At 62.9% G+C, this 16,920-nt stretch carries 13 protein-coding genes; 9 read left to right on the top strand and 4 right to left on the bottom strand.

The genetic code is table 11. The features are described 5' to 3' along the window. Positions 1-257 precede the first annotated feature (257 nt). Positions 258-3,605 (top strand): EAL domain-containing protein, encoded by a 3,348-nt coding sequence (locus J5J83_RS04350; protein WP_212345867.1) that lies wholly within the window; start codon positions 258-260, stop codon positions 3,603-3,605. A 179-nt stretch (positions 3,606-3,784) separates the two neighbouring features. On the opposite strand, the gene J5J83_RS04345 is transcribed toward J5J83_RS04350, so the two are convergent. The 4 genes from J5J83_RS04345 to mobB all read right to left on the bottom strand — a co-directional run bounded on the left by J5J83_RS04345 (position 3,785) and on the right by mobB (position 8,702). Then, positions 3,785-4,648 carry a DmsC/YnfH family molybdoenzyme membrane anchor subunit gene (locus J5J83_RS04345; protein WP_212345865.1) on the bottom strand — a complete coding sequence of 288 codons (864 nt, stop codon included), beginning with the start codon at positions 4,646-4,648 and terminating at the stop codon, positions 3,785-3,787. Then, positions 4,645-5,292, bottom strand: a complete 648-nt coding sequence (locus tag J5J83_RS04340) for a 4Fe-4S dicluster domain-containing protein (protein WP_212345863.1) — start codon at positions 5,290-5,292, stop codon at positions 4,645-4,647. Before J5J83_RS04340 ends, J5J83_RS04345 begins: the two co-directional genes overlap by 4 nt. Positions 5,293-5,295: 3 nt before the next feature. Beyond that, positions 5,296-8,016, bottom strand: a complete 2,721-nt coding sequence (locus tag J5J83_RS04335; protein WP_212345861.1) for a molybdopterin-dependent oxidoreductase — start codon at positions 8,014-8,016, stop codon at positions 5,296-5,298. A gap of 110 nt (positions 8,017-8,126) precedes the next feature. Beyond that, on the bottom strand, positions 8,127-8,702 hold the full coding sequence (gene mobB / locus J5J83_RS04330) for a molybdopterin-guanine dinucleotide biosynthesis protein B (RefSeq protein WP_212345859.1): 576 nt from the start codon (positions 8,700-8,702) through the stop codon (positions 8,127-8,129). A gap of 322 nt (positions 8,703-9,024) precedes the next feature. Here mobB and J5J83_RS04325 point away from each other — a divergent pair, with 322 nt between their 5' ends. The 8 genes from J5J83_RS04325 (at position 9,025) to J5J83_RS04290 (ending at position 16,714) form a co-directional block, all read left to right on the top strand. Beyond that, positions 9,025-10,041, top strand: coding sequence for an AraC family transcriptional regulator (locus J5J83_RS04325; RefSeq protein WP_212345857.1), 1,017 nt, complete (start codon positions 9,025-9,027; stop codon positions 10,039-10,041). Positions 10,042-10,204: 163 nt separating this feature from the next. Then, positions 10,205-11,335 carry an LLM class flavin-dependent oxidoreductase gene (locus tag J5J83_RS04320; RefSeq protein WP_212345854.1) on the top strand — a complete coding sequence of 377 codons (1,131 nt, stop codon included), beginning with the start codon at positions 10,205-10,207 and terminating at the stop codon, positions 11,333-11,335. Continuing rightward, on the top strand, positions 11,332-11,895 hold the full coding sequence (locus J5J83_RS04315) for a flavin reductase family protein (RefSeq protein ID WP_212345851.1): 564 nt from the start codon (positions 11,332-11,334) through the stop codon (positions 11,893-11,895). Before J5J83_RS04320 ends, J5J83_RS04315 begins: the two co-directional genes overlap by 4 nt. Then, a complete protein-coding gene (locus J5J83_RS04310) occupies positions 11,888-12,478 on the top strand; it encodes a malonic semialdehyde reductase (RefSeq protein ID WP_212345848.1) in 591 nt (196 codons plus the stop codon). The genes J5J83_RS04315 and J5J83_RS04310 overlap by 8 nt, the downstream gene beginning before the upstream one ends. Positions 12,479-12,574: 96 nt before the next feature. Then, positions 12,575-13,162 (top strand): gluconate 2-dehydrogenase subunit 3 family protein, encoded by a 588-nt coding sequence (locus tag J5J83_RS04305; RefSeq protein ID WP_212345846.1) that lies wholly within the window; start codon positions 12,575-12,577, stop codon positions 13,160-13,162. Next, on the top strand, positions 13,159-14,736 hold the full coding sequence (locus J5J83_RS04300) for a GMC family oxidoreductase (RefSeq protein ID WP_212345844.1): 1,578 nt from the start codon (positions 13,159-13,161) through the stop codon (positions 14,734-14,736). The genes J5J83_RS04305 and J5J83_RS04300 overlap by 4 nt, the downstream gene beginning before the upstream one ends. 170 nt (positions 14,737-14,906) lie before the next feature. Beyond that, complete coding sequence (locus tag J5J83_RS04295) at positions 14,907-15,497, top strand: response regulator (protein WP_212345842.1); 591 nt, start codon at positions 14,907-14,909, stop codon at positions 15,495-15,497. Positions 15,498-15,823: 326 nt separating this feature from the next. Beyond that, the gene (locus J5J83_RS04290; protein WP_249115878.1) at positions 15,824-16,714 is read left to right on the top strand and encodes a sensor histidine kinase; all 891 of its coding nucleotides are present in this window, start codon (positions 15,824-15,826) and stop codon (positions 16,712-16,714) included. Positions 16,715-16,920: the final 206 nt, after the last annotated feature.

The following is a 16,920-nucleotide window of genomic DNA, read 5'->3' as shown; positions in this document are numbered from 1 at the left end:
GCTACCTCTCGCAGACTTGGGGTTCGGGGCTGATATACGCATTGCTGCGCCGCCGCGCGTTCTTCATGGAGTGCGAAATTACCCATAACGGAATAGTAGGTTTTCCGCTAGAGTGCAGTCATTGGCTTGCTTGGCTGCCTGGACGCAGCCATTGACGCTTGGAGTTCGTATTGGCTGATTTGCACAAGACTGCCGCCCCTCCCGACCACAGCGGATGTCCGCAGCCCCATCCGTCGGTCTCTGACGAACGAAAGTTGGTGGCCGCTGCCGTTCGTATCGGCTTGACGCCGCCCCTCACCGGACTGGTGGCTTTGTATGGGCCGGAGATCGTCCGGGCGGCGCGGATTGCCTGCGACGAGATCAACGAGCGCGGTGGTGTACTTGGGCGACCACTCGAACTGGTCATCGAGGACGACGGCAGCCTGCCCGATACGGCGGTGCCCGCTGCCTTGAGGCTGGTGAATGAGCATCGCTGCGCAGCCATCATCGGCAACCTGCTGTCCAATTCGCGGATCGCGGTGGCTGAGCAGGTTGCCGAGCCGCTGCACATGCCCTATCTGAACTTTTCGTTCTACGAGGGCAGCATCTCGGGGCGCTATTTTTTCAATATCGCTGCGCTGCCGAACCAGCAGATCGAAAAGATGATCCCGTTCATGGCCCGTCGTTACGGGCTCAAGATGTTTTTTGCAGGAAATAACTATGAGTGGCCGCGTGGTTCGATCGACGCGGCCAAGCGCACGCTCGAGGGTATTGAAGGCGATTGTCTCGGCGAGGAGTATCTGTCGATCGGCGCCAGCGATGAGGAGATCCGGACCTTGCTTGAAAAGGTAGCGCGATCTGGTGCTGACGTGTTCGTGCCCTATTTCGCCGGAAATGATCAGATCAGGCTGCTGACCTGTTTTGCTGAAATGGGATTGTCGAAGCGCATGGCGGTGGTGATGGGGCACTTCGATGAAATGATGGCGAGTTGTCTGCCGCCCGAGGTGCGAGAGGGGCTGTATTCAAGCAATACGTATTTCATGTCGCTTGATAGCGCTGAAAACCATCGCTACCTGCAGCGCCTCGCCCGTGAGCCGGATATTGATGGCATCTGGCCGGAAGGGAACGGGATCCTGACGAATTTCGGCGAGGGCGCCTACCTGTGCGTCCATGCATTTGCGAAGGCTGCCGAGACGGCTGGAACGGTGGAAGCCGAAGCACTGGTCGATGCGCTGGAAGCGGTGCGCATCACCGGACCGCAAGGGCGGGTTGACATGGATGCGACGACTCACCATGCGGTGGTCAATACGTATCTGGCGCGCTGCACGAGTAAGGGTGATTTCGAGATCATCGAGCATTTCGGTCAGATTCCGCCAGTGATTCCGGAACGCTATCGGGCGCGATCGATGGCGGCACGGTTGCGTGAGTCGTGGCCGAGGCCCGACCTCTCGGCGGATATCGCTTCGGCGGTGGCAGGTGCCCAGCGCACGCTCGGCACTGCGCAGCAGATTCTCAGCATTGCCGATATGGGAGTTCTGGCGGCGAACGCCGATGGCATCATCAGCGAGGCCAACCGAAATATCTGTGAGATCTTCGGCTACGCCGAAGGCGAACTACTCGGGCTGTCCCTGCATCAGCTTGTACCGCCGCATTTCCGGCAACGGCATGTGGAGCTTGTGCGGCACTTCCTTGACAGCGAGGAGACCGAGCGCCGTATGGCAGGCCGCACGGAGGTGATGGGTTACCGCAAGGATGGCAGTTTCTTTCCGCTCGAAGCCTCGATTGCCAAGGTACGGCATGGCGATGCGTGGTTGCTCGTGGTCACCATGCGCGACGTAACCGAGCGCAAGAAGGCGGAAGAGGAGCTGACGCGACGCGCAACGCACGACCCGTTGACCGGTCTGCCCAATCGCGCCCTGATCCGGGACCGACTGGTCAATATCCTGCAGCGGTCCCAGCGCACCGGCCTTCCGGTTGGCCTCCTGTTCGTCGATCTGGACGGATTCAAACTGATCAACGATACCTACGGGCACGACGCTGGCGACAGCCTGCTGAAGACGGTGGCTGCCCGGCTGATCGAGCTGGTGCGGCGAGGGGACATGGTGTCGCGACTGGCCGGTGACGAGTTCCTGATCTTGTGCGAGCAGGTCGAGGTGCCGGCGATGTTGAACGGTCTCGCCGATCGCATCAACGAGCGGTTGCGGCAGTCCTTTGAGTATGATGGATTGCCGATGTATGTCTCGGCCAGCATCGGTATCGCGCTTGGTACGGGAAGCACGCATTCGGCGGACGACCTGATTCACCACGCCGATGCTGCGATGTATGCGGTAAAGGAAAAGGGACGAGACGGCTGGCAGTTTTTCAGCGAAACCCTGCAGGAGCAAGCCAGGCAGCGGCTCATGATCACCAATGGCCTGCGCACGGCGATCGAACGCAATGAGTTGTCGCCGCGTTTTCAGCCGATCGTTGCCGCGGAGAGTGGTCGTATCGTCGGCGCCGAATTGTTGCTTCGGTGGAGGCCACCGGCGGGGGACGTTTCTCCTGCCGTATTCATTCCGATTGCCGAGTCGACCGGCGCGATCGTGCCGATCGGGGCATGGGTATTCCGGGCTGCCTGCCAGGCGGAGGTCGACTGGCGGCAGCGCTGGGGGCAACGTGCTCCCTATGTTTCCCTGAACCTCTCGACGCGGCAGTTGAGTGAAGAGACCCTTGCCAACGACTTCGCCGCGATCTTGCAGGAGACGGGTGCAGATCCGGCCAGATTATTGCTCGAAATCACGGAAACGTCTCTGATGGCGGATGTAGAGACCAACCTGAGTATTCTGCGTCGCCTGGCTGAGTTCGGTCTGCGGGTTGCGGTGGATGATTTTGGTACCGGCTATTCTTCCCTGGCGCAATTGACCCGGCTGCCGGTGAATGTGCTGAAGATCGATCGTGCGTTCGTGGAGGGCATCGACCGCAGTACGGAGAGTCGCACTGTCATCCGTGCAGTGATTGGTCTGGGGCGCGCGCTTGGGCTGAAGCTGATTGCAGAAGGCGTCGAGGACGCGGCGCAATGGCGCGAGCTCTGCGCTTATGGCTGTGACTTCATTCAGGGTTACTACTTTCATCGGCCCCTCGAATTGGAGCACTTCATCGAGAGAGTGGAAGATTCCGCGGGCGATGATCTCTCGCACGAGGCTGAGTCGTTGCACTTTCTCGTGTATGTCAGTCAGGCGGTGGTACCACTGTCAGCCCAGACACTCGAGGCGCTGTGCAGCAAGGCCGGTGAGCTCAATCGCAGTATCGGCGTGTCGGGCTGCCTGGTGCATCAGGACGGCTGCTTCATGCAGATCCTCGAGGGAAAATCCGAAAACATTGAAAGGGTAATGGAGCGGATTCGGGCCGATGTCAGGCATCGAGACATCCGTGTCGTCATCGAGGGGCCTGCTCATCGCCGTCTTTTCCCGGATTGGGGCATGGCGCTGTGTGATTCGGACAGGGCGCTCAATCGGCCGGATTTCGACCGCTGGAGTCGCCGCCGAATCAGTTTTCTAGAGTTGGCCGACGACGCGCGTGCCTGTTACGGCTACATCACCGCCTATGCGAGCGCCCACGGTGTCGGAGACCACTTGCGCCGCACTTGAAGGCTCTGCTGCCTGAATCCACGCGCGGTAATTTCGGAGGTCGGTTCTTGCAGCTTGGCCATCAATGTCGATCTCCTGCCATTGACGGCAAGCTGCGCGAACGTTTCAAGCTTGATCGCTTCGCGGGGGAGCGCTTGCTGAGCGCAATGGACCGCTACCGCGCGATCACACGCCTGCCATCAGCGCTGCGCAGCCAGCGGATGCCCCCGACGCAGCTTGTTGCCCAGCGCATAGCCCTGTACCTGCGCAGCGCGGGTGATGAGCAGGTACTTGAAGTACCAGCCTGCCCCCAGTGCTGAAAGGGCAGCCACCGCTGAGCCGGCTGCGGCCGCGCCCGGCACCGCAATGGCTGCGCCGCACGCCAGCACGGGAAGTGCGGTTCCAGCCAGCAGCGCGCGATGCACGACCGCAAGTGTCGTCCGCGTGGACCGTGGCGCGTCCGAGCCGAGCATGCGCGAACGGTAGCGCCACCATGTACCGAAGCGCAGCACGGCCAGCAAGAGCAAAGCAGCCGGCATGTTGGGCCGAGCGGCGCCGATGGCAAGATCCGCCAGTATGAGAAGGGCGAGACCTTCGACCAGACCGGTGCTCACGATCAGGCGCACGATGCTCGGTTCGCGCCAGGCGGGGATGCCCTTGGCGGCGCGCAGGATGCGACCCTGGCAGTAGAGAAAGAGCAGGCCCGCCAGCGCGGCAGCGTATGCCGTCGCCGCCATGCCGGTGGCGATGGTCGCGAACACGAGAACGGCGATCAGACCGGCGACGAAGGCTTCGCGGGTCATCCATGAGGTCTGGGGATGGAAAAGCACGTTGAAAGCGCGCCATGGGCGGCCGATCTCGGTCCACACGAAGGCAAGACCTGCACCGATCAAGGCCAGTGCGAGGACGAGCAGGCGCCAGTCCGGGGCCGTCGGCCAGGAGGTGAGCACGGCGATGGCGAGCAGGGCGGCGCCGGCGCCGCCACAGATGAAGTTGCCTGCGGCGCGGCCGTCCCAGCTGGTCTGGTGAACCGTGCCGAAGCGGGCGAATTTCTCGTTGATCATTTTTCGTTCCAGAGATAGAAGAAGCCCGGATCGGTGCCCAGTTCTTCGTGCATGCGAAACCAGGTGTTCTCGGTCAGCAGTTCGGAGACCTTGCTGTTGGGGTCCTCCAGGTCGCCGAAGGTCAGTGCATTGGCGATGCAGGCGTTGGCACAGGCCGGGGTGGCATCCGGGTCGACACCCGGCGTAAGTCCCATCGCCAACCCGGCATCGACGCGGTCGGCGCAGAAGGTACATTTCTGTGCGACACCGATGCGGCCGGCATCGAAGCGGATGGCTTCGTTCTCGGTCGGGGTGTCGCCATAGGCGAAGCGGGCTTCCTCCACCTTGTAGCGCGCCTGGTAGGGACAGGCCACCGCGCAGTAGGAACAGCCGATGCAGATGTCGTAGTCGATGGTGACGATGCCGTCCTTGCGCTGGCCGGTGGCGGTGCTGGGGCAGACCTCCATGCATGGTGGGTCGGAACAGTGCTGGCAGCCGACGGGCATGAACAGGCGGTCTACATTGGGGTACTCGCCCATTTCGATATCGAGCACCTTTCGCCACTGCACGCCCGGTGGGGTGGCGTTGGTGTGGCGGCAGGCGGCGGTGCAGGTCTGACAGCCGACACAGCGGTTGAGGTCTGCGACCATGACATAGCGGGTCATTGTTCAGCTCCTGATTTTCTTGATCTTGACCAGCACGGCATCCACTGCCGAGCCGGTGCCGTCGACGAGATCCATGTTCATCGGCACCAGGTTGTTGAGGCTGGGCATGTCGAGGTCCTTGGCATAGGGGGTCTTCCAATGACCGAACTGTCCGACCATGACGATGGTGTCGGGGCGCACGCCCTGTCTGAGTAAGGCGCGGCCGGTGGTGACGCCGACCGGCGAAGTCACCTCGATGCGGTCGCCCTGTTCAATGCCCATGTCCTCCGCGACCCTGGCATTGATCATGATCCCGTCGTGACCGGCGACGTTGGCGGCGACTTCCCGGATCATCTGCAGACTGACGTTGCCGCCCCAGGCGTACTGCATGCTGCGTGCGGTGAGCAGCCAGAAGGGGTAATCCTTCGCCTTGATGCCGTAGGCGCGTTCATAGGCGTCGGACCACAGCTTGTTGAGGTCCTTCCACGTCGGCAGGGGCTCGTATTCATGTAGCTGGCGGTCCCACCACGTCACCCCCTGTTCGTGCAGGCGCGCAGCGAGTTCCTTGCCGATGCGCAGTACGCGTTCCTGGTAGGGCAGCTCGAAGCGCAGGCCGAGATCCTCCATGCGCGGATAGAGATACCAGTTGATCTTGGGAAAGGGCTTGACGCGGAAGCCCTTCTCCTTGAAATAGTCCAGTCCGTCGCTGGCAACGCCGTCGGTGACATCGGCGCTGGCTGCGCGGCACACGGCATCCCAGGTTTCGTCGACGGAATGCGCCTTGCCGACGTCGAGCGAGAAGTCGTACTGCTCGGTCTTCAGCGGCAGCCCGGCCGCGCCCATGTTGATCATGGTGTTGTAAGCCTCGAGCAGCCCGGTGCGTTTCGCCAGTTCGGTCGAGATCCAGGTGAAGTCCCTTGCCTCGCCCTGCGGCTTGACGACCGGCTGACGTAACACCCAGCCCTGGCTGTCCCAGAACTGTTCGAAGTAGTGGGTGCCGCCGAGGCGGATCAGCTGCGTGCTTTCGAGGTCGATGGCCTCGGGCAGCACCAGGTCCGCAAAGTGGTTGGTTTCGTCCTGGGTGTAGGAGAAGGCGACGGTAAATGGGAAGGTCGCCATGGTCTCGCCCATCTTGTCCGTTTCCGAGAACGAGATGTTCGGATTGCAGCGATAGACGAACCACAGATCGGGTGGTTTCGGCTTGCCCCAACTGTCGGCCGCGCGGCCCTGCAGACGCATCCAGCTGAGCACGGTGGAACCCATCAGCTGGCTGGTGAGGCCGCCGCCGATAATGGGGATCAGCGTGGTATGACCGTGGCGCACCTGTGGCTGCGATGCCCAGTGTTCCTTGTCGGTCGGGTTGAAGGGGTAGTCCAGAAAGCCGTCCGGATGGGGGGCGACCGAACCCATGCGGTCGAAGTCCATGCCCGAGATGTGCACCGTGCTGCCGAGCAGACCGCCGGGCACTTCGAGTCCGCCGACCAGGATCATCAACATCGTGCGTGCCCATACGCATTCGTAGGCGCCCCAGCCGTTATTGACACCCTTGCCCAGCATGACGGCAACAGGGCGGAATGGCAGGGTGCGGCCCTCGAATTCGATGGTCTCGCCGATACGCGCGTGTTCGAGAAACTCGCCGGCGATGCGGCGGATGGTCGACGCCGGGATGTCGCAGATGGCGGCCGCCCACTCCGGTGTGTGCGGCTCGACCATGCGGCGGGTGACCTCGAGCGCGGTGCTGGCGGGCACCGATGCGTGCTCCCAGACCTGTTCGTCGGCGCCGACTTCAATGCCGGCGATGATGAATTCGCCCTGCAACGCGGGGTCGATGCCCGGTGTGTCGAAGACCACGGCCCGGCTGCTCGTCAGATCCCACATCAAGGGCTTGCGCGACACCGGATCGCGCATGAAGAAGCCGTTGGGGCCGACGAGATAGGGGGATCCGGTGCGTTGCTTCAGGAACGCGACATCGAGCTCGGCGATGGCACGCTCATGCAGCAGCACATGCAACATCGCGTAGAGAAAAGCGGGATCTGTCTTGGGGCGGATGGGCAGCCATTCGCTGGCCGATGCGCCGGTAATCGACAGGTGGGGTTCGATCTGTACGCGCTTGATGCCGCGTGCCCGGGCGTCTGCATGGCGGCGCACGCTGGTAACACCGCCCGATGCGTCGATATTGTTGCCGAAGGAAACGATGTATTCGCAGCGTGGCGTGTCGGGGCAGACAGTGAAGGCGCGATGCCACAGTTCGCCGTAGACGTGCTCGGTGTGATAGCACTTCACCGTGCCACCCGCACCCAGGCTCTGGTCCACCGGGCCCCAGGCCGCGAGGAAGGAGGCGAAGGTGCCCATGTAGAAATAGGGGGTGGCGGCGCCGCCGGTAGTGAAGGCCACGCGCGGGTAGCCCTGTTCGTCGACCAGGCTGGTGGCACGGATCGCGTTGAGCCGGGTGGCGATGGTGTCGAGCGCTTCTTCCCACTCGATCTCGACCCAGCCCGGATCCTCGTTGCGCCCTTTCTTCGGGTTCGTGCGCTTGAGCGGTTTCAGCAGGCGGTTGGGGTTGTAGATCTTCTGCACCAGACCGTAGGGCTTGACGCAGACCTTGCCGTCGGCCGGGTGGTAGCCCTTTGCAGCGAAGTTGGGTGCAACCGTGGTGGCAACCCCGTCTGTGACCTCGACCGTCAGCATGTCGGGGCCATTGACGCACTGATAGCAGTAGGTGGAAACCTTGTGCGTTGTACTCATGATGTTCTCGTGCTCCTGACGGAAGTCCCGCCGTTGCGGGCACTGGCGATCGGCGGGCGGGGTGGTTCGGGTCGGAAAGGTGCTTGCAGCTTAGGGCGCGGTGACGGTGCTCAACTATCCGATATCTGCAACCTCTGTCCCGGCGCTGCAGATTCCGCGCGCGGTGGCACTGCGCCTTCGGCGCCATGGTCGAGGGCGAGATAGCGGCAGATAAAATCGGCGATGCTGCCATGTGCCCCAAGTCGGAACACGGGCAGGTGGCAGCGCTCGCGAAAATCGCCCGCGAGCGCGACGATCCAGGGATCGTCACCGTGCAGAACCGGGGCTGCGCAGTCACGCCGGCGCACCTCGAGTTTCGGGATGGGCGAGTGCTTGTAGCCTTCGACCAGCACGAGGTCGCAGGGGGCGAGCATCTGCGTGAGCATCTCCAGCCCCGGTGGTGAGGATGAATCCGCCGCGCGTTCGCGCATCAGCGCGATGCGATTGTGCGAGGCCACGATGACTTCGGCGCATCCGGCCTTGCGGTGCCGCCATGAGTCCTTCCCGGGGTGGTCGATATCGAAGTCGTGATGGGCGTGCTTGATCAACGCGACGCGCAGGCCGCGACGCGTCAGAAAGGGAATGACACCCTCGATCAGCGTCGTCTTTCCCGCACCGCTGAATCCGGCAAAACCGAACAGCTTCATCTTGAGTTCTCCCTGCGTACCGGGACGGCTGCGATTTCAATTGCGATGGGGAGAGGCTAGAAGATCGGGCTTGCGCAGCCTATCCCGCGGGCGCAAGGGCTATCCGGAGGCTGCACACCTTTGCGCGCAGACTGGCCTGAGCGTTAGTCCGACGTGAGTTGACCGCCGAACGGCTGGGTGCCGGTGTCGGTGATGGGAGCCGCCGTGCTCGCTGCAGTACGGTGACGTACTGAAAAATGTATAGACGGGAGCGACTTAGGTCTGTTTTAATTTAAACATAAATAAATTCTGCGCACTGCAGATGATACTGGAGAGACGCTCCATGGAGACACGGGATCACTTCGGGCCAGGCCATGCGCGGCCCATGCTGGCAAACTTCCCCTTGTTCTGCACCTCGGATCCGGACGAAGCGCGAGCCCGGGTGTCGAAGGTGTTCTGCGAACATCGGCTCAAGTTGGTCAGCGGCGGTTCGCGGGTGGGGGCCGAGATGTATTTCAGGCCCATTCGCGGCATCGGCATCGGACGCATGCGCTATGGGGCGAGCGTGGACATCGATCCCGGCAGGCTGGAGAACTTCGCCCTGATCCAGATGCCGATACACGGCTCGGAGGTGATCACACACGGCGGGCATACGGTTGACTCGAATCCCGACCTCGCCTCTGTCCTCAGCCCGACCTTGCCGGTGCGCATCTGCCATGGTGCCGATACCGAAAAGCTGTTCGTGAAGATCGACCGCGACGTCCTTGAGCGCCATTGTCGGCAGCACCTTGGCGGCGAGCTCAAGGATCCGGTCGAGTTCCTGCCAGCGATGTCGCTGACGGCGCCGCGTTGCCTGTCGTGGGTGCGGTTGATGAAATGGCTCTACGAGGAGCTTGGGCAAGACTCACCGGATGGACATTCGGTACTCGACTCGCCGCTGTTTGCGGCCCAGATCGAACAGATGGTCATCACCACCCTGTTGCTGTGCCAACCCCACAACTACTCGGAGCGGCTGGCCGACGACGGTCCGTCGATCGCGCCACATTTCATTCGCCGGGTCGAGCGGTTCGTCGAGGAGAACGCGCATGAGGCACTGACCATAGGCGACCTCGCCGAAGAGGCCGGTGTCAGCACGCGTTCGCTGTTCGCAGGGTTTCGCAGATATCGCAATACCACACCGATGCAGTACCTCAAGGACGTACGCATGCAGCGCGTGCGTGAAGCATTGCTGCGAGCCTCGCCGCAGACGACTACGGTAACGACGGTTGCCGGGCGTTGGGGGTTCTCGCATCTTGGTCACTTCACCGTCGACTACAAGCGTTGCTTTGGCGAGAGTCCCTCGGTGACCCTGCATCGCTGAGGACGCGAAGGCATCCGCCGCGCGGGCCGATTCGTGCAGGCGGCGGATAGCCGGGTGAGTTTCGGGATAGTTGCGCCCCTTGTTGAGGACTAGATTCGGGTTGTGCCGAACGATGTTTCAGGCACGCCCCAACAAGCGTCTGTACTCAATAAGGATAACGATCATGCCCCAGCACACCCATGGCGTCGCACCGCCCGTTTTCAACGACAACGCATTCAAGCTCGGCTTCTTCGCGTCGAACTGTTCGGGTGGCATGGCGGTGACCCAGGTCGCCGAACGCTGGCAGAACACCTGGGAAAACAATCTCCGTCTTGCACGCCTTGCCGATGCCGCCGGCATCGAATTCATGCTGCCGATCGCACGCTGGATCGGCTATGGCGGCGAAACGGATTTTCACGGCAACGTGCTCGAGACCATGACCTGGGCCGCCGGCCTGCTTGCCCATACGAAGAACATCAACGTATTTGCCACCATCCATACGGCGTGCAACCATCCGGTCGTCGTGGCCAAGCAGATCGCCACCATCGATCAGATCGGTCGTGGGCGCGCGGGTCTCAATATCGTCTGCGGCTGGAACAAGCCGGAGTATGACGCGATGGGCCAAACGCTGCCCGACGACCACGAAACCCGCTACGAAATGGGCCAGGAGTGGTACGACATCATCCGCAAGCTCTGGTACGAGGACGCGCGTTTCGACTGGGACGGGAAGTACTTCAAGCTCAAGGGCGCGTATGGCCAGCCGCACCCGATCGTCGGCAAGGTGCCGATCTTCAACGCGGCCGGTTCGACGCAGGGACGCGAGTTTGCTACCCGCAATGCCGACTTCCTGTTTACTTCGGCCATCGATCTCGGGCGATCGAAGGACGAGATCGCCGGCATCAAGGCGCTCGCCGCCGCGCAGGGACGCAAGGTGGACGTGCTGACCTTCTCCTATGTCGTGTGCCGACCGACGGCGAAGGAGGCCGAGGACTATCACCACTACTACTCGCAGACGCATGCGGACTGGGCCGCGGTGGACAACATCATCAACCTGATGTTCGCCCATGCCGAGTCCTTTCCCAAGGATCAGCTCAAGCTGATCCGCGACCGGTTCTCGGGCGGACATGGCGGTTATCCGCTGGTGGGTGATCCGGTGACGGTGGCCGATGGCATCCAGAAACTCCACGAAGCCGGCTTTGCCGGGTCTACGCTGTCCTTCGTCGACTATGCAGAGGAGTTTCCCTACTTCCGCGACAATGTGCTGCCGATTCTCGAAGCGCGCGGTTTGCGCAAGGCGTTCAAGGTGCAGTCATGAGCGGGCTCGCCCACGCGCCGGCAAGAGCAGGAAGTACCGTCGTTCCGGTAGATTTTGGCCATGCATCGGCGGAGGCCTTCAAGGACGGCATGCGGCGACTGGCGCAGCCGGTGGCGATCGCCACCGTTGCCAGGGCAAAGGAGCGGGCGGGTCTGACCATTTCCTCGTTCTGCTCGCTCAGCGTCGATCCGCCGCGGGTGATGGCGTGTATCAGTCATTCGGCCGGAGCCTTTCCACTGATTGCGCGTGGTGCGGCGATGGCCATCAACGTGCTGGCGCAGGGACAGGCCGGAATGGGCCAGCGCTTTGCATCTTCCAGCATCAAGGGTGAGACCCGTTTCGACGTCGGACACTGGGACACCGGGGTGTGTGGTGCGCCTGTACTGCGCGATGCGCTCACGGTGTTCGATGGTCGTGTGCGCGATGTCGTCGATGCGGGCACGCACTCCATCGTGACGGTGGATGTCGTCGCCGTCTGCGGTGCTGCGACCGACGGCCCGCTGCTCTATGCAGCAGGCGGCTTCACGGGCCTCGCGCCGGGGGCACAGGGCGATGAGTGAGGCGCTCGACGAGGCCAGTCTGGCGCGCCTCTTCACTGCGGCCCGAACGCACAATGCATGGCTCGACCGGGCGGTGGACGACGACACGCTGCGACGCCTCTATGCACTCGCCAGCATGGGGCCGACCAGCTTCAATGCGAGCCCGATGCGGCTCGTGTTCGTGCGCTCGGCCGAAGGGAAGGTGCGTTTGTGCGAGGCCCTGCTGCCGAGCAATGTCGCCAAGACGATGGCCGCACCCGTGTGCGTCATCGTCGCTCACGATCGGGATTTCTGGGCGCAGTTGCCGACGCTCTCGCCACACAAGGACGTTCGCGGCTACTTTCGCGATAGCCCCGCCTTTGCCGGGGAGACCGCGTTTCGCAATGGCTCCATGCAGGGCGCCTACCTGATCATGGCCGCGCGTGCGCTTGGACTCGACTGCGGACCGATGTCGGGTTTCGATCGCGAGCGGGTCGACGCATGCTTCTTCGAAGGCACGCCCTGGCGCAGCAACTTCCTGTGCAATCTCGGCTATGGCGATGCGGCCGCGCTGTTTCCGCGCAATCCTCGCTTGCCTTTCGAGACGGCGTGCCGCTTCGCCTGAGGCGAATGCCGAGCAGACCACCCCAGGCCAGCGATGAATGCGGGCAACTGCAGCTGCCTTCATCCGCCGCATCGGCTCGATTGGAGAGAAGATGAAATGACGATCAGCAGGTTTGATTCATTGCAGGACGGTACGCGCCGCGCGCTATTGAAAGCGGGGGCATTCGCCGCCGCTTCCATGGTGGTACCGGTGCCTGGGGTTGCCGCTTCGGCAACCCTTGAGGCAGGTGTCGACGCTGACGCGCTCGATCTCTGGTCGCGATGGCTGGATGCGCTGGTGCCCGGTGCGGCGGCGGCCGGTGCTGCGCGTTATCTGGCGAGCCAGCTTTCGCTGCCAAGGGAGGCGAGCGTGCTGTTTCTTCGCTACATGGACTGGCCGGGGTCTTACGCCGCCTTCTACCAGGATGGCCTGAGCGCGGTCGATAGGCTGGCGCAAAAGCACTTTGGCGGTCACTTCGGCGCACTCGACGTGGAGGCGCGCACGCGCTTGATCGATGAAGTTGGCGGCGGCAAGCCGCGCGATTGGCGCGGACCGCCGGCCGGCCTGTTTTACTTCGTCAGCAAGGCCGATGGCGCTGACCTGGTGTTTGGTTCGACGGCTGGGATCGAGGCGCTCGGCTTGAGCTATCGCGCGCACATCGAGCCACCCTCCGTCTGGCCAGGGAAGTCGGAGGTGCTGACATGAAGGTGCTGCCAGAAGTCGAGCTTGTGGTCGTGGGAGGCGGTCAGACGGGCAGCCTGATGGCCCATCGTCTCGCCGCTGCAGGACGGTCGGTGGTGATCTGCGAAGCCGGTCCCGAAAGGGGCACCCAGGCGATGGTCAGCTCGCAGATATGGGCGCGTCGCCTGAAGGGTACGCCCGATCTGGTGGAGAGTGCCGGCGCGCACCCGCTGGGGATCAACTTCAATACCGGGCAGGGCGGTGGCGGTGCGGCGGCACACCACTACGCGTGCTGGTTCCGCCTTCATCCGGAGGATTTCGAGGTTCGCACGCGTTTTGGCGTCGGCGCCGACTGGCCGATTGCCTACGACGATCTGCGCGAGTCCTACGACGCCGTGCAGACGGAGGTTGGCATCGCCGGCGATGCCGGGGCCGAGCGCTGGCGCCCGCCGGGCGCAGACTATCCATTGCCGCCGATTCCGCGATTCCGCCAGGGGGATATCCTGGCTCGCGGCTTCGAGCAGCTTGGAATGCATGTCGCGCCCCTGCCGCTTGCGATTGCAACTGCGCCCTATCGCGGCCGGGGGGCGTGTGTCTATGACGGTTGGTGCGATGCGGGATGTCCAACCGGCGCGCTGGCGAATCCGCAGTCCACGTATCTGAAGTGGGCCGTCGAGGCAGGCGCGCAGGTGCGCTACCGGCAGCGGGTGGAGCGGATCGTCACGGATGCCAGCGGTGGCCGCGCGATTGGCGTGATTGTTGCCGACGCCCAGGGGGAGAGGGTGTTCCAGCCGGCGGCGGTCGTCGTGATCGCCGGGTTTGCGTTGGAGACCCCGCGGCTGTTGCTGGCGTCGGCCACTGCCGCGCACCCGCAGGGACTGGGCAACGGTTCGGGCACGGTCGGGCGGTACTTGCACACGCATGCGGCGGGGGGCGTTTTCGGGCTTTTTGCGGAAGAGACCGACTGCCAGCTTGGCGTCAGCGGTGGACAACTGGTGTGTCAGGACCGTTACGCCAAGGCGAGATCGGATGACAAACCGTTTCATGGCGGCTACCAGTGGCTGATCGGTCATGCGACGAAACCCAATGATCTGCTTGGCATGGCTTGCTCCCGTCCCGATCTCCACGGGGAGGCGTTCAATGCCTTCATCAGGGAGGCGAGTGCGCACTTCGGCTCGATGACGGTGGTGGGGGAGAGCTTGCCGCTTGCGGAGAATCGCGTTGAGCTCGTGGCCGGGGCCAGTGCGACTGCCATGCCCGGGATTCGGGTCGTTCACCGCTTCGATGACGATGCGGTGCGCCTGCATGCGCACGCGATGCGCGAGGGGACGGAGATCCTGCGTCGTGCTGGCGCGCGCTCGGCCTGGCATGGGCCGCTGGTGGGCATGCATCTGCTGGGTGGCACAAGAATGGGCCGTGATCCGGGGAATTCGGTCACCGACGCTCATGGCCGCTGCCATGAACTGCGCAATCTGTTCATTGCCGGTCCGTCGCTGTTCCCCTCGGGCGGCGCGGTCAATCCCACCTTCACTGCATCGGCCCTCGCGCATCGGGCAGCCCTTCACCTGGCCAACAACTGGGCGCAGTACGCGACCTGACGCTTCGCGGCCGGGCCATGGGGCAGGCCGCGAAGCGAGGTGCGTTGATGTGTGACTCTTTGCCCATTTTGAGGCGTGATCTCCTCCCGCGTCCGACAGACTGAGGTATCGTGCGCAACCTTTGGTTTCTCGCGCAAGTTGGTACTTTCACCTGGAGGAGCGCACGCAACATGATGAATGTTCTGATCGTCGATGACGACAGGGTGATCCTGAATCTGCTCGCCGAGGGCTTGCGCGATATGGGGTACAGCGTATCCATCGCCGCTTCCGGCGACGATGCGATGAAGGCGGTCGAAAGTCGGACCTTCGACCTGGCCGTGCTCGATATGGTCATGCCGGGGATGAACGGGCTTGATCTTGCCAAGCATTTCTCTGCCCGTGGGGGGCCACCGTTCGTGTTCCTGTCCGCATACGGGGACGAGTCGATCGTGCGGGAGGCTGCTGCAGCCGGCGCGATGGGCTATCTGATCAAGCCGGTGGATATTCCGCAACTGATTCCCTTCATCGAAGCGTCGATCGCCCGTGCACGCGAGATCGACGGGTTGCGCAGCACAAGCAGCCATCTCGAACGGGCCTTGTCCGTCGAACAGAAAACGCGTACGGCGGTTGGCATCGTCATGGTGCGAAAGGGGCTGGACAGACAGGAGGCGTTTGACTTTCTGCGCGGACGGGCGCGGTCGGAACGGCGCAAGCTCAGTGAACTGGCCGAGGAGTTGATTGTGGCGGTCGAGCGTGAGAACCACATCCTCCGCGACGAATGACACAAGTGCTTGTGGTCACGACTCGCTTGTGCGAAATTTCCATCGATGAACCGGGTGAATATCGAGATCTCGTTGCCGGCGTCAACATGCCGGGTTGCACGCCTCGAGACTCGACAGTCGCCAAGGATCGGAATCAAGTGGTAACGCATCGGGACGTCGCCCGTGCCTCGCGGCGTCCTTTCAATCGGGGCCCAATCCCTGCCCCGGGAGAACCGCAAACGGTTTGAACAGGTTTCTGCGCACCCAGTTGCGGGTGATCGAACGGGATTTCCATGTCTTTCAAATTGAGAATCGCACTCGGATTGGCGGGCAGTCATTGCATCGTGATGATCCCCCTTGTGGCTGCGGCATTCGCCGCGAATGCGGAACTTCGATTCAGCCAGGGCTTGAGCGTGCGCGACTTGCTGGAATGGCTGTCGCTCCTGAGCTGCGTCTCCTTGATGGCGTCGTGCTGGTGGATGCTGACGCGGGGATGTTCGGGGCCGGCGGTTCATGCTGACCGAGTCGCTTCGGGCATTGGGCGGTCCGAAGCGGGGCGGGTATGTGGCCCATGGGAGGTTGCCGTACCTGCGCGTGAAGCGACAGGCCTGGGTAATGCGTTGACAAGAGAAGTCCACCACCGGATCGAGAACCACCTGCAGACGGTGATCGGGTTGCTGCGCCGGCAAGCCGGCAGGCATCCGCTGGCGCTTCCTGCGATCGAAGCGGCGATTGCCCAGGTCGGCGCGATTGCCGTGGTTCATGGATTGTATGGACAGGTCACGCGCAGCAGCGTCCTGTTATGCGAGCTCTTGCCCGTGATCGTAAGCAGTGTGTCGGATCTGACCGGCGTGCCGGTTGCGCGTAACGGCATCGAGCCGTCGACAGGTGCCCTGATGATCCGGGAAGGCGACACCGTTGCCGTTGCGCTGATCGTCAATGAACTGGTCACCAATGCGGTGAAGCATTCGGACCAGGACGCCACGGCGTCGGCGCCGGAGGTTACCCTGGCCCGGCGCGATGGCAGCGGGCTGCTTTGCATTGCGAATCGTGGTCATCTGCCGGAGGGCTTCGATTTCGATTCCGGGCGAGGCATCGGTACCGGGCTCGGGCTGGTCCGGACGCTGTTGCCCGATGCGGGAATGACGCTGCGTTTCACTTGCGTCGAGGAATGGGTCAAGGTCGAGGTCGAGATCGGGTTTCCCGTCGTCAGTCCGGTCGAGGGTTTGTCGCAATAGGGCGGCAGATTTGCGCCGCGCTATGATGACGGTACACGGTGATGGTGCGGCGCGATGGAATTCTTGGGCGACATGACATGGTGGCGACAGAGACCGGCATGAAATGTCGCGGGTCGAAACCTCCTGCGTTTGCCGTGATCGATTGCGCCGCGCGCGTGGCGAGCATGTGATTTTTCCGCAGCCGGGTGTCGTTCAGGAGCAGATCA

The organism is Azoarcus sp. L1K30, assembly GCF_018122735.1.
Classification (GTDB): Bacteria; Pseudomonadota; Gammaproteobacteria; order Burkholderiales; family Rhodocyclaceae; genus Parazoarcus.
The sequence above is the reverse complement of the archived record's forward strand: the minus strand, read 5'-3'. Positions and strand labels throughout refer to the sequence as shown.